This window comes from Xenorhabdus indica (assembly GCF_014467235.1).
GTDB classification, from domain to species: Bacteria; Pseudomonadota; Gammaproteobacteria; order Enterobacterales; family Enterobacteriaceae; genus Xenorhabdus; species Xenorhabdus indica.
The window spans coordinates 1-14264 of record NZ_NKHP01000010.1 but is presented as its reverse complement, the minus strand read 5'-3'; the positions used below and the strand labels follow the sequence as shown (position 1 = coordinate 14264).

The following is a 14264-nucleotide window of genomic DNA, read 5'->3' as shown; positions in this document are numbered from 1 at the left end:
TAACAGTATCTGCGAGATAATGAAGAATGGGTACTTTATTTGAGTTATTGTTCACTATTCTGTTCCAAGACATTTTGCCCCAATGTATTTTGTCCTAAAGCATTTTGTCCTAAGGTATTGCGATTCACAGATTGTTGTGAATTTTGTTTCGCTGTATCGGGCACCATGCGATAAAAAGATTCGCCCGGCTTAATCATGCCTAATTCATTGCGGGCACGTTCTTCAATTGCTTGTTGACCGCTTTTCAGATCTTTAATTTCAGCAAATAACTGGTCATTACGTGACTTAAGGAAAAGGTTGTCTTTCTCTTGTTTTTCAACCTCATCTTTAATTCGCACATAATCGTGGATACCATTCTTGCCGAACCACAGCGAATACTGTAACCAGCCAAGTAAAACCAGTAATAGTAGCGTTAGTTTACCCATTTCCGCCCCCAGAAAAACCCGCTAATCATCCCATAACTCAAAGAATGACGCCACTATCACAAACTGGCTTCTGAAATGTGATCACAAGACATAATGGAAAAGTATTAATTGAAATGAGTGTAGAAACACATCACCTCGCCTGCAATAATGTGTGTCTACTCTGTTTGGAGAATGGGAAATTTAAATGAGAGATCAAATTGTCACAATATAGCGATCATTGAGTGCAAGAAGCAGTTTTTCCATTAATAATTCAATACCTTGCGAACCATCCAAATAGATATCAGGCTGTTCTGGTGCTTCATAAGTCGCATTAATTCCGGTGAAATTCGGAATTTCCCCGGCTCGTGCTTTTTTATATAAACCTTTCGGATCACGGGATTCACAAATCGCCAGAGGTGTATCTACAAATACTTCAATAAATTGACCAGACTCCATTGATTGGCGTATTTTTTGTCGCTCAGCCCGGCCAGGAGAAATAAATGCCGTCAATACCACCAGCCCGGCATCAACCATTAATTTCGCAACTTCTCCCACACGCCGGATATTCTCCTGTCTATCAGCCTCAGAAAACCCCAGATCACGGCACAAACCGTGACGCACATTATCGCCATCCAACAAATAGGTTTTTATTCCCTGTGAGAATAGAACCTGCTCCAACATTCCCGCCAGCGTGGATTTCCCTGAACCTGATAACCCGGTAAACCAAATAACCAAAGCAGGATGTCCATTAGCGGCTTCCCGCTGTTTTCTGTTTACATCATGTGAGTGCCAGACAATATTATTAGGAACAATATCGGAAAAGGTATCTGTATTTTCGACTTGAGCCACTTATTTCCCTCCCAATAAATCACGAGCTCCCCAGTGTGGGAAATGGCGGCGTACTAAGCGATTGAATTCCAGTTCAAACTCACTGTACTCTTTCGGCTCTTGATAGACATCGGTCTGAACTTCACGTACCAATCCAGCGCCAACAGTCACATTAGTCAAACGGTCAATCAGAATGATACCGCCGGTATCCGCATTTTGCTGGTAACTGTCGAGAAGCAATGGCTCATCAAATGAAAACTCCACCAGCCCAATGGCATTCAGCGGCAACTCAACCGCAACTTTTTGTGTCAGATTATTGATATCTACCTGATATTGCACATTATCAATTTTGGCACGACTCTTTTTACCAGTCACCTTGATATCCAGACTTTGTCCCTGAATCAGCGGCTTTTCTGACATCCAGACAACATCCACCAGCGCATGATGAGCGACAATTATTTGATCTTCAACCGCAACCAAAAGGTCACCCCGGCTGATATCTATTTCATCTTTCAGCACGATGGTGATAGCCTCACCCGGCACAGCAAAAGGTAAATCACCGTCGAAAGTGACGATCCGCTCAACCGTTGAAATTCTGCCTGATGGCATTACTTTGATTTTCTGCCCCTGACGTAAAATTCCCGATGACAACGTACCGCTGTAACCGCGAAAATCCAGATCAGGGCGATTGACATATTGCACCGGAAAACGCAGTGGCTGCTTCGCAACATCTTTATGTATATCAACCGATTCAAGGATATTCAGCAACGTTTCTCCGGTATACCACGGCATATTTTCACTGCTGCTGACAATATTGTCCCCTTCCAGCGCAGATATGGGGACAAAATAAATATGCAAATCGGCAGGTAATTGCTCAGTGAAATGTAAATAATCCTGTTTGATCTGAGCGAAAATCTCTTGTCTATACTCCACCAGATCCATTTTATTCACGCCCACCACCAGATGGCGAATACCCAATAGCGTACTGATAAAACTATGGCGGCGAGTCTGTTCCTGTACTCCTTTTCGCGCATCTATCAGTAAAATCGAAAGATCACAGGTTGACGCTCCTGTTGCCATATTACGGGTATATTGCTCATGCCCCGGTGTATCCGCGATGATAAATTTACGTTTTTCAGTGGAAAAATAACGATATGCGACATCTATGGTAATCCCTTGTTCCCGTTCAGCCGCAAGGCCATCCACTAAAAGCGCCAGATCTAACTTCTCCCCCTGTGTCCCCAACCGTTTACTGTCACTTTGCAAAGTCGCAAGCTGATCTTCATAGATCTGGCGAGTATCGTGCAGCAGACGACCAATCAGGGTACTTTTACCATCATCTACACTGCCACAGGTTAAAAAACGCAATAATCCCTTTTCCTGCTGTGATTTCAAATAGGACTCAACACCACCCTGCTGTTTGATTTGATTGACGATGGATTCATTATGTGCAAGTGTCGGCATATTCTTCTCTCCTCAAAAAATAACGCTATGCCTTTAAAAATAACCCTGGCGTTTTTTTAGCTCCATTGAACCAGATTGATCACCGTCAATAAGTCGGCCTTGCCGCTCACTGGTTGTTGATATCAACATTTCTTCGATAATTTCCGGCAATGTTTCCGCTTCCGATTCCACAGCACCAGTCAAAGGCCAACATCCCAACGTCCTGAAGCGAACTTTGTGCTGACTAATAACTTCACCTGATTTCAAATCGATACGATCATCATCAACCATAATCAATGTGCCATCGCGCTGAACAATCGGACGAGGTTTAGCAAAATAGAGAGGAACAATATCTATCTGTTCTAAATAGATGTATTGCCAGATATCCAACTCCGTCCAGTTAGATAACGGGAATACACGGATACTTTCACCTTTATTAATCTGGCCGTTATAGTTACGCCAAAGTTCCGGGCGCTGATTTTTGGGATCCCAACGATGGGAACGATCACGGAAAGAATAGATACGCTCTTTGGCACGGGATTTCTCTTCGTCACGCCTTGCACCGCCAAAAGCGGCGTCAAATCCATATTTGTCCAGAGCCTGCTTCAATCCTTCCGTTTTCATAATGTCTGTATGTTTTGCACTACCATGAATAAAAGGATTAATTCCCAGTTCTTCACCTTGCGGGTTACGATAGACCAGCAATTCAAAGCCATATTTTTCTGCTGTCTGATCGCGAAATTCATACATTTCCCGGAACTTCCAGCCTGTATCGACATGCAGCAACGGAAAAGGCAGTTTTCCCGGATAAAATGCTTTACGTGCGAGATGCAGCATCACCGAAGAATCTTTACCAATGGAATAAAGCATTACCGGATTAGCAAATTCAGCAGCGACTTCGCGGATAATATGGATACTTTCGGCTTCAAGTTGCTGCAAATGAGTCAGTCTTTTTTCTTCCATTGATAGTTCCTTATTCTAAGTCAACAACAGCGGGACGATTTACCGGAACAATAGATTGTTCTGGATCTAATAACTTTTTCTGATCTACGGCCTGTTGAGTGAACCATGCTAACTGATGGTGAAGTTGAGCCACCTCTCCTACTACCAGCAATGCTGGTGATGGAGCATCCTGAGCCAATCGTTCCAATTCGGAAAGCGTTCCGGTTAACACTTGTTGTTCGGAACGCGTTCCGCAACCAATCACGGCAACGGGTGTATTGGCATCCCGCCCGTGTGAAATCAGTTTTTGGCTGATCAGAGCTGACTTTATAACTCCCATATAAATCGCCAGTGTTTGATTGCCTCGTGCCAATGCGAACCAGTCCAGTTCATTACCATTTTCACGGCAATGCCCGGTAATAAAAGTGACGCTTTGGGAATGTTCCCTGTGTGTCAGGGGAATACCCGCATAAGCAGAAGCACCGACGGCAGCAGTAATACCAGGCACTACCTGAAAAGGAATACCTGCGGATATGGCAACCTGTAATTCCTCTCCACCACGGCCAAAAATAAAGGGATCGCCCCCTTTCAGGCGAACCACTTTTTTCCCCTGCTGTGCCAGTTTGACGATCAACGCATTGGTCTCTTCCTGTGCAACTGAATGGCATCCTGCTCTTTTGCCTACACAGATTTTATCGGCATCACGGCGAACTAATTCGAGTATTTCAGCGCTGACCAGATGATCATAAAGTACCACGTCTGCTTGCTGGATCACTTGCAGCCCTTTTAAAGTCAACAAACCCGGATCACCGGGGCCTGCTCCGACTAACACCAGTTCTCCCCGCTTACTGGTTTGTTTCAGTTGTTCATCGCGCAGTTGTTGATCTAACTGCTCTTCTGCCTGTTGTAACTGCCCATTAGCAACTAATGTGGCAAAACGTCCGTTAAATGCTTTTTCCCAGAAATAACGACGCTGGCGCAAGGAAGTCAGGCTCTGTTTCACCTGATTACGCCAACGCCCTGCAATTTCTGCCATCGTGCCGAGATGAAAAGGCAACAAGGATTCCAATTTTTCCCGCAGTAATCGTGTTAATACAGGTGATTTTCCAGCGGATGAAACAGCTACCATAACCGGAGAGCGATCAATAATTGAAGGAAAAATAGCAGAGCAAAGTGACTGATCATCTACCACATTAACCAAAATAGCGCGGCGATTAGCTTCTGCAAAAACATATTGGTTTGAACTGTGGTCATCAGTTGCTGCAATCACTAAAAATACGCCATTAAGATAGTCCGTGTGAAAAGCTCCCTGTAACCACTCAAGCTCCCCTTTTTGATGACGTTGTTGCAATTCAGGATGTAATTCAGGAGCAACAATGGTTAACACAGCCCCCGCACGCAATAGCAAGCCAGCCTTACGAGAAGCGACTTCTCCGCCGCCTATCAGCAAAACAGCACGCGATTTCAGTTCAACAAATAAGGGTAAATAATCCACAATGACATGCCATCCAATGTTCAGTGTTTAATTTCGTAATAATTATCTAAGAAATGAATATATGAAGCTGTGAGGAGGTTATGAAATGACAAAAAGTAATTATTAGTTCCTGAATCGTATAAGGTAAGTTTTTTAATGGGTTATAAAATTGCAACATGCAAAATATTCAGGGAAAATCACTGTTCTTTTATTGTTCATCCCTCGTTTCTGAATGGGTTTACTTTGTGATAAGAATCACATTTTAGGTTATTTTTAACTTCTAAGATCTTTGGAAAAAGTTTTTATTTTTAAAAGCGGAATGATAAAAATGGAGTTTATCATCATATCTTACATCTGTTTCTCCAATTTATTTAGATGATCCTGCCAGGCGACAGATAAAACACAGCCTTAGTTTAATCATTTTTATTTATTATTTTTTATTTTGCCCCAAGCAAGATCGTTTAGCATTCCTTCTTCGTGTATTCACATAACACACGTAAATAACACATATAATGAGCTACGCCCTGTTGAATTAAGAAGCGCAGCCAAGATAAATCAGAAATACTCGTAATATCACCTCACCCTTCGTGCAATCCACATTCACGCTTCAAGCCAAAAAAGCGGGTTTGTTCTTCGCTCATACCCGGTTCCCATTTTTGTGTTGTATGGATATCCCCCACAGAGAGATAGCCTTCTTCCCACAGTGGATGGTATCCAAGACCATGTTGGGTCAGGTATTGATGTATACGGCGGTTATCCCAATCAATAATCGGCAGTATTTTGAATATATCACGTTGAACCGCCAGTACCGGCAAATTAGCACGACTTTCCGATTGCTGGCGACGTAAACCTGCAAACCAGGTTTGTGCACGTAATGTTTTCAATGCGCGGTTCATCGGTTCGACTTTATTGATTTGGTTATAGTGCTCAACGCCTTCTATTCCTTGTTCCCACAGTTTCCCATAGCGTGCTTCCTGCCAGGCTGGGCTCTGTTCTGCACGAAATATTTTTAAGTTCAGTTTCAATTTGTCAGTCAGCTTATCAATAAACCGATAGGTTTCCGGGAACAGATAACCGGTATCGGTCAGGATAACGGGGATATCAGGGTATTCCTGTGTGATCAGATGCAGGCAGACTGCCGCCTGAATACCAAAACTGGAAGAAAGAACAAATTCGCCGGGCAGGTGTTCCAATGCCCAGATTACACGCTGACGGGCATCCAGCAATTCCAGTTGTTGGTTTATTTCGGCAAGCGCTTCCGTGCGCTGCTCAGTATTCAAAACCAATAGCTCAGATAAGCAGAGCGGGTTCATACCGCCTCCTGCCAATCGTAAAAGTCAGCGGCTGAATTCAGGACTGGTTTAATAATACCGACGCGGATCAAGAAATCACCAAAAGCTTCATCCTCATTACGTTCTATTGCCCAGTGACTAATCAACTCGTCCAGTATCGTCAAAATCTCGGCTGAGGTGATGTTTTCCCGATACATACGGGGAATGCGGCTGCCATTGCGATTTCCACCAAGGTGCAGGTTATAACGATCAAGCGCTTTACCCACCAGCCCTATTTCTGCCAACATCGCTCTACCACACCCATTCGGGCAACCTGTAACACGCAGAACGATATGTTCGTGACTGACGCCATGTTTTGCCATTAAAGCATCGACATGATCGACAAAGGTCGGTAAGAAACGCTCAGCTTCTGCCATCGCCAGCGGGCATGTCGGAAACGAAACACACGCCATAGAATGGTGGCGCAGAGAAGTCACATTGTTATCAATCAGGCCATGTGAACGGGCAATTTCTTCAATGCGTGCTTTTTCACTTTCGGGTACGCCTGCCACAATTAAGTTTTGATTCGCAGTTAGACGAAAATCACCTTTGTGTATTTTGGCAATTTCTGCAATCCCGGTTTTTAACGGTTTGTTCGGGTAATCCAGTAAGCGGCCATTTTCAATAAACAGGGTTAAGTGCCATTGGTCATCAATACCTTTTAACCAGCCAATTTGATCTCCCCGACCAGTCAATTCATAAGGACGGATCGGTTCAAATCTTACACCCGCACGCTTCTCAACTTCTTGTTTGAAAGTTTCAACACCGACACGCTCAAGGGTATATTTAGTTTTGGCATTTTTGCGATCGGTTCGGTTGCCCCAATCACGCTGTGTTGTCACAATGGCTTCAGCAATCGCTAAGGTATACTCTAGCGGAATATAACCAAATTCACTCGCCAAACGTGGGAATGTTTTCTTATCGCCGTGAGTCATAGCTAATCCCCCCCCCACCAGCACATTAAAACCGATCAGCCGATTATTCTCTGCGATAGCGACAAAGTTCATATCATTGGCATGCAGATCAACATCATTTTGCGGCGGGATCACAACTGATGTTTTGAATTTGCGAGGCAAATAAGTTTTACCCAGGATCGGCTCTTCATCGGTTGTCGCGATTTTTTCTTTGTCCAGCCAGATTTCTGCGTAAGCGTTAGTACGCGGCAGAAGATGCTCCGATATTTTCTTCGCCCATTCATAAGCCTGCTGATGCAACGCAGACTGTACCGGGTTTGAGGTACACAATACGTTACGGTTAACATCATTGGCCGTTGCCAGTGAATCCAGCCCCATTTGAGCCAGTAATTGATGCACTGGTTTGAGGTTGTTTTTTAAAATGCCATGAAATTGGAATGTTTGCCGATTAGTCAACCGGATACTGCCATACAGGGTGTTCTCTGTCGCAAACTGATCGATACCCAACCATTGGCGGGGAGTGATAATGCCTCCCGGTAAGCGACAACGCAGCATGATAGCATGGCGAGGTTCCAGTTTTTGTTCCGCACGTTCTGCCCTGATGTCACGATCATCTTGCTGATACATACCGTGGAAACGGATAAGGAGAAAGTTATCGCCTTCAAATCCGCCTGTCAGCCCATTTTTTAGATCTTCGCTGATCGTCCCGCGTAAATAGTTACTTTCTAACTTCATGCGTTCACTGTCAGCCTGTTTACCTTCAACAATTAAAGGACCTTGTTTTTCATTGCTCATTGTTTTCATTGCCCGTCGGTTTTTATTGCTTACGGTTTTTCACTGCCTACGCTAGTAAACATCCCTCTGATAACGGCGCTCAAGGCGAAGTTCACTCAAAAACTCATCGGCCTGTTCGGCAGTCATACCACCTTGTTGTGAAATGATATCCAGCAATGCCTGTTCCACATCTTTTGCCATACGATTGGCATCTCCACAGACGTATAAATGTGCTCCCTCTTGGATCCAACGCCAGATTTCTTCACTCTGCTCACGCAATTTGTCCTGTACGTAAACCTTATGCTGTTGATCCCGTGACCAAGCCAAATCAATGCGAGTCAATAACCCCTCTTTGACATAACGCTGAAATTCAACCTGATACAAGAAATCTTCTATAAAATGGGGATTACCAAAGAACAACCAGTTTTTACCTTCAGCGCCCTGATGATCTCGCTGTTGTAAAAACGCTCTGAATGGTGCAATCCCTGTGCCGGGGCCAATCATAATGATTGGTGTTTGAGGATCAGCAGGTAAACGGAAATTATCGTTATGCTCGATAAAAACACGGATACTGTCATCTTCTTGTAATCTATCTGCCAGATAGCCCGATGCCCCGCCAGTACGGGATCGTCCTTCTATGTCATATCGAACAACACCAACCGTAATATGCACCTCATTTTCGACTTCATCTTGTGAGGAGGAGATGGAGTAAAGCCGCGGGGTTAGTGGGCGCAATATATCGATAAATTGTTGGGCTTCAGGACGCAAGACTACTTGCCTGACCATATCCACAATGGGTGTTTTTTGTGCGTATAGCTGTAGTGCCGGTTTATCAGTGACTAAAGCAAGTAACTTTTCATCTTTCGTTAATGCAGCATATTTTTCGACAATGACTACCGTGTTTTGAGTCAATTCAATATGACTGCTCAGAGCCTCACGCAGAGTCAATGATTTTCCATGCATATTGACAGGTTCAGTTCCTTCCAGAAAGAGCAAGTTAATCAGTTCATCGACTAACGCAGGATCGTTTTCAAACCAAACACCCAGTGCGTCACCAGGCTGATAATGCAAGCCTGCATCTCCCAGATCAATTTCAATATGGCGGACATCTTTATCAGAGCCACGGCCTGTGATTTTTTGGTTAACTAACAGAGAGGCAGTTAGCGGAGTTTCTTTAGTATAAGGACTGGTGATAACTTCACTAGTAGTCCTCATTTGAGTTGTAGCTATAGCTGTATCAGTCGAGGCCGGTACACGCTGTTTCAAGATATCCGTTATTTGTTGACGCCATTGGGCTGCTACGTCCTGATATTCCACATCAGCATCAACACGATCCAATAACCGCTGTGCGCCTAATTCACTCAGGCGGCGATCAAAGTCTTTACCCGCCTGACAGAAGTGTTCATAAGAGGTATCTCCCAAACCAAACACAGCGTAAACCGTCTCGTTCATCGGAGCTGCTTTTTTGGAGTGCAGATATTTATAGAGTGCTACAGCTTCTTCGGCTGGCTCACCTTCACCCTGTGTCGAAGCAATAATAATCAATACCCGTTCTTTTGCGAGCTGTTTGAATTTATAATCACCAGCATTAACTAAATTCACATTCAGCTTTTGTGTCAGTAAAACATCTCTGAGTTGTTCCGCCAAACGACGGGCATTACCCGTCTGAGAAGCAGAAATCAGTGTTACCGTTTCCTGTTCGGGAACAGTTGGCGCAGGTGCCACAGCGTTGGCTTGTGGTTGGGAGTTTAACATTCCCCAAAGATAGCCTGATAACCAAGCCAATTGATGTGGAGAAAAATCACTGACCGCAGATTGCAGGCGTGACAATTGTTCCGGAGAAACAGGTAATAATGCAGTTGGAGGTGGTTTTGCGGTCATTATCCAGAGCCCTTTGCGATAGCCAATATCCACGATTAACAATCATCATGATAAACAATCATCATAAACATGGATTAATCATAAGGTTATCCCACAACTGACACTGGAATTAAAGAAAGGTTTGCAATATCTAATAACTAAATTACCTAACTTTATTTACAGATTTAATATATCGATAAAGTTGTTAAACACTGGATTTTATTTCTACAGAAAAATCACGTTAAGCCCGAAAGTTCAGGTAGAATAGCCGGCCTTTTGAAATCAGGAAAAAGTATTATGAGCACTACCATCTTTAAAGATTTTCAATTTGAAGCGGCGCATCGCCTGCCACATGTTCCTGAAGGGCATAAATGTGGCCGCCTACATGGGCACTCATTTATGGTACGTCTGGAAATTACCGGTGATGTTGATCCCCATAGCGGATGGCTCATGGACTTTGCCGATGTAAAAGCTACTTTCAAACCAATTTGGGAACGGCTTGATCACCACTACCTCAATGAGATCCCTGGTCTGGAAAATCCAACCAGCGAAGTTCTGGCCAAATGGATCTGGAGAGAGCTAAAACCCACTTTGCCACAACTCAGTGCCGTCATGGTAAAAGAAACCTGTAGCGCAGGTTGTATCTATCGTGGAGAGTAAAACATTCAGCACCAGGTGTTGGTGCTGAATGCATATATGAAAATTCAATTCACATCAGGCGATATTTAAGTATTTGTGTGTCTGCATGGAAAAACGCCAGTTACGGGCAATGCAGGTTTCAATACATAAACGAGTAGCTTCCTCTTTCTGGCTGATAGGCTGTAAAGCAATAACCGGCGCATTATCTTCATTAAGCATGGTTAGAAGTTCGTCTAATGCTTCAATATCGCGCTCCCGACCGACAGGATGTTTAACTTCGTTTGCCCGTTGCATAACTTCTGGCAAGACCTTGTATCCACCACGCATTTTCACTTTTGGTGAAACTGTTACCCAAGTTTTATCAGAACAACAGATTGCATGTGTGCCACTGGTCTCTATCTGACACTGGTAACCCTCTCTTTCCAGCGTTTCAGTTAAGGGACGTAAATCGTACAAGCACGGCTCTCCACCAGTAATAACAACATGACGTGCAGTGTATCCCTGGCGAGTGAATAAATTAATCATTTGCCGTGGCGTTGCTACCCCCCATATATCGCTATCCTGCGATTTCACCAAGATGTTTTCCATCGGCTGCTGCTTATCAACCTTTTTTTCCCAAGTATGCTTGGTATCACACCAACTGCACCCTACTGGACATCCTTGTAATCGAATGAAAACAGAAGGAACACCGGTAAATACCCCTTCCCCCTGCAAAGTCTGGAACATTTCATTTATTGGGTAGATCATAAAAAAACTCTGGTTTTAATAAACTGCCCGTTATTATTACAGATATCTATCCCGCGAACATCCATCTTTATGGTATGGTACGAGGTTGCTTTTACTGGCATCTGACGCCAGACACGGCATTGTATGCCTGAAATAGCGTATGCCTGAAAATACTCTCTGGCATGAAAGATAGATGGGATTAACGAATGCAAGACAATGAAAATCAGCTTAAACAGGGCCTGAGTGTGAGGCATATCCGCTTCATGGCTTTAGGCTCTGCAATAGGCACAGGGCTGTTTTATGGCTCAGCAGCTGCAATTCAGCAAGCAGGCCCTGCTGTATTGCTGGCCTATTTAATCGGCGGTGCTGCCGTATTTATGGTGATGAGAGCACTTGGAGAAATGGCCGTTCACCATCCTGTTTCCGGTTCCTTTTCACAGTATGCCAGCCATTATCTGGGGCCATTAGCCGGTTTCCTGACTGGCTGGATCTATGTTCTTGAAATGCTGTTTGTTTGCCTCGCTGATATTACTGCATTCGGCATGTATATGAAACTTTGGTTCCCGCATGTCGATCAATGGATTTGGGTTCTGGGTATCGTATGTTTTATCGGGGCGCTAAACCTATGCCATGTGAAGATTTTCGGTGAAATGGAGTTTTGGCTTTCTATCGTTAAAGTTACTGCCATTATTGCCATGATCATTGGTGGCCTGGTAATTATGATCTATGGTTTTGGTCAAGCGACTGAATATACTACAGGTATCGCCAATTTATGGGAACATGGGGGCTTTATGCCAAATGGCATTAGTGGTGTGATTGCCTCATTTGCCATTGTGATGTTTGCTTTTGGGGGGATAGAAGTTATTGGTATTACTGCCAGTGAAGCTAAAGATCCGGTAAAAACAATACCTAAAGCCATTAATGCTGTTCCATTCCGTATTTTGATCTTTTATGTCCTGACCTTATGTATTCTGATGTGCATCTATCCGTGGAATCAAATCGGTCAGAACGGAAGCCCATTTGTACAAATTTTTTCTAATTTGGGAATTAGCTCAGCCGCAAATATTCTGAATGTTGTTGTGATTACTGCGGCTATTTCAGCTATTAACAGCGATATTTTTGGTGCCGGAAGAATGATGTATGGTATGGCTCAAGAAGGACAGGCACCGGAGTCATTCAAAAAACTGACCAGTAATGGTGTTCCGTGGATGACCGTTCTGGTCATGATTACTGTTCTGCTACTCGGTGTATTGCTCAATTATCTGCTCCCTGATGATATTTTTATCCTTATTGCGTCAGTTGCAACATTCGCAACAGTTTGGGTATGGCTGATGATTTTACTTTCTCATGTAGCTATGCGTCGTAAGATGAGTGTAGAAGAAATCAAGACCTTAAAATTTCCAGTACCCATGTGGCCAATAGCGCCTGCAATTACGATTGTTTTCATGAGTGCAGTCATCTTGTTACTCGGCTTTTTCGATCAGACGAGGGACGCCTTATATGTAGGAGTAGGTTGGGTGCTTGTTCTAACCCTCGCATATTTTTTCGGTGTAAAGAAAAAAATAGCCGTGCCCCATCTTTCTAACCAATAGAACTTACCTTCAAAAGCGCCGGTATTCTTCCGGCGTTTTTTCTCTTCCCCTGTTTAATTCTCTACGTCAATTATCATCTATGTATTCTATAACGAAAACCTGACCATAAGCGGATTGTGATCAGAAGCGACGGTCGTTAAAACGGTTGCACTCAGAACGTTTAACTCACGGTAAAAAACAAAATCTAAGGGTTTACCAAATACAATCGTTCGGTGATCATCATTAAAGTAGACTTCTTTAAGCCCCATACGTTGAGCAAAACGCTCCAGCACTTTAAACCGCCGACGACTCCAGGCATTAAAATCACCAGCAAATATCACCGGGCCATCATGCATACTGATATAGATACCAATGTTATTCAACTGCCGGCTATAAACATCAATACCAAAGCTGAAATTGATGGCATGTACGTTAACTACCATTAATTGTCGACCATCAGATAAAGGATAAATTGTGATAAGTGATGATTTTGAAAGCCTGATTATCGGTTCTTTTTCCCGTAATGGGCAACAGTAGATGGGGGAAGCTGAAGCTAATGTCATCACACCTGATGGATGTTGGGGAATAGCAAATGCAGGGACTTGATCTGCAATCAAACCACTGGCTGCAACAAATTTCAGCAAATCAGGAGTCGTTTGTGCTTCTTGCAGTAAGATAAGGTCACTCTCCTCAATTAAAGAGGCTAAGACATTTTGCCATAATGGACGTTGCTGCTTATGAATATTCCAAATGGCAACAGAAAATCCGCTATTATCGGCAAGGAGGGGTTCATGTGGTAGTGAGGTTTTTTCAACTAACTGTTTAAAAACAGGAAAAACCCGTTCTACAGGTTGGCCGGCAACATATCTCACAGCATAATTTTTTTGCATGTGATTTTTTTTCGCACGGATTTTTCTTACGTAACTATTTCGTATCAAGTGGCCCCCAACCTACCTCAATGTGATTTCCTCCATTAATATGACATCTCAATAACTGATTGCAACTTCTGCCACAAGAAATTCAACAAATAGCAAAAAACCCCTGAGATTTCTCTCAGGGGCTCATCTAAATACGGTGGCGGTGCGGACGGGACTCGAACCCGCGACCCCCGGCGTGACAGGCCGGTATTCTAACCAACTGAACTACCGCACCACCGAATTGCTTTTTCCATGCTGCCTTTCGTACCGGCAACATCTTTAAATAAATGTCTGGCAGTGCCCTACTCTCGCATGGGGAGACCCCACACTACCATCGGCGCGACGGCGTTTCACTGCTGAGTTCGGCATGGGGTCAGGTGGGACCACCGCGCTATTGCCGCCAGACAAATCCTGTTTTCAATCCCGAACAAGCTGCCGGAC

At 43.9% G+C, this 14264-nt stretch carries 11 protein-coding genes, 1 tRNA gene, 1 rRNA gene and 1 pseudogene; 2 read left to right on the top strand and 12 right to left on the bottom strand.

The window, feature by feature from the left end:
- Positions 1-44: 44 nt before the first annotated feature.
- The 8 genes from ftsB to cysJ form a co-directional block, all read right to left on the bottom strand.
- Positions 45-425 carry a cell division protein FtsB gene (gene ftsB, locus Xind_RS09445; protein WP_081988932.1) on the bottom strand — a complete coding sequence of 127 codons (381 nt, stop codon included), beginning with the start codon at positions 423-425 and terminating at the stop codon, positions 45-47.
- Between the two features lie 192 nt (positions 426-617).
- On the bottom strand, positions 618-1253 hold the full coding sequence (cysC, locus tag Xind_RS09440) for an adenylyl-sulfate kinase (protein ID WP_047678621.1): 636 nt from the start codon (positions 1251-1253) through the stop codon (positions 618-620).
- Positions 1254-2696 (bottom strand): sulfate adenylyltransferase subunit CysN, encoded by a 1443-nt coding sequence (gene cysN, locus Xind_RS09435; protein WP_187649934.1) that lies wholly within the window; start codon positions 2694-2696, stop codon positions 1254-1256. It abuts the gene before it with no gap.
- Between the two features lie 33 nt (positions 2697-2729).
- Positions 2730-3638, bottom strand: coding sequence for a sulfate adenylyltransferase subunit CysD (cysD, locus tag Xind_RS09430; RefSeq protein ID WP_047678615.1), 909 nt, complete (start codon positions 3636-3638; stop codon positions 2730-2732).
- 10 nt (positions 3639-3648) lie between these two features.
- Positions 3649-5112, bottom strand: coding sequence for a siroheme synthase CysG (cysG, locus tag Xind_RS09425; RefSeq protein ID WP_047678612.1), 1464 nt, complete (start codon positions 5110-5112; stop codon positions 3649-3651).
- Positions 5113-5669: 557 nt separating this feature from the next.
- Positions 5670-6404 carry a phosphoadenylyl-sulfate reductase gene (locus Xind_RS09420; RefSeq protein WP_187649933.1) on the bottom strand — a complete coding sequence of 245 codons (735 nt, stop codon included), beginning with the start codon at positions 6402-6404 and terminating at the stop codon, positions 5670-5672.
- Complete coding sequence (gene cysI, locus Xind_RS09415) at positions 6401-8131, bottom strand: assimilatory sulfite reductase (NADPH) hemoprotein subunit (protein WP_187649932.1); 1731 nt, start codon at positions 8129-8131, stop codon at positions 6401-6403. The genes Xind_RS09420 and cysI overlap by 4 nt, the downstream gene beginning before the upstream one ends.
- Before the next feature lie 51 nt (positions 8132-8182).
- Positions 8183-9991, bottom strand: a complete 1809-nt coding sequence (cysJ, locus tag Xind_RS09410) for an NADPH-dependent assimilatory sulfite reductase flavoprotein subunit (RefSeq protein WP_187649931.1) — start codon at positions 9989-9991, stop codon at positions 8183-8185.
- 276 nt (positions 9992-10267) lie between these two features.
- Here cysJ and queD point away from each other — a divergent pair, with 276 nt between their 5' ends.
- Positions 10268-10630: a 6-carboxytetrahydropterin synthase QueD gene (gene queD / locus Xind_RS09405; protein ID WP_047686107.1), complete on the top strand. Its 363-nt coding sequence runs from the start codon at positions 10268-10270 to the stop codon at positions 10628-10630.
- A 54-nt stretch (positions 10631-10684) separates the two neighbouring features.
- Here the strand turns inward: queD and queE are convergent, their stop codons facing one another.
- Positions 10685-11356 (bottom strand): 7-carboxy-7-deazaguanine synthase QueE, encoded by a 672-nt coding sequence (queE, locus tag Xind_RS09400; RefSeq protein ID WP_047686110.1) that lies wholly within the window; start codon positions 11354-11356, stop codon positions 10685-10687.
- 185 nt (positions 11357-11541) lie between these two features.
- Here queE and Xind_RS09395 point away from each other — a divergent pair, with 185 nt between their 5' ends.
- The gene (locus Xind_RS09395) at positions 11542-12927 is read left to right on the top strand and encodes an amino acid permease (RefSeq protein WP_187649930.1); all 1386 of its coding nucleotides are present in this window, start codon (positions 11542-11544) and stop codon (positions 12925-12927) included.
- An 86-nt stretch (positions 12928-13013) separates the two neighbouring features.
- Here Xind_RS09395 and Xind_RS09390 read toward each other — a convergent pair.
- The 3 genes and pseudogenes from Xind_RS09390 to rrf all read right to left on the bottom strand — a co-directional run.
- Positions 13014-13781: pseudogene (locus Xind_RS09390) on the bottom strand (endonuclease/exonuclease/phosphatase family protein); the annotation flags it as partial.
- Between the two features lie 200 nt (positions 13782-13981).
- A tRNA-Asp gene (locus Xind_RS09385) sits at positions 13982-14058 on the bottom strand.
- Positions 14059-14112: 54 nt separating this feature from the next.
- A 5S ribosomal RNA gene (gene rrf, locus Xind_RS09380) occupies positions 14113-14228 on the bottom strand.
- Positions 14229-14264 lie beyond the last annotated feature (36 nt).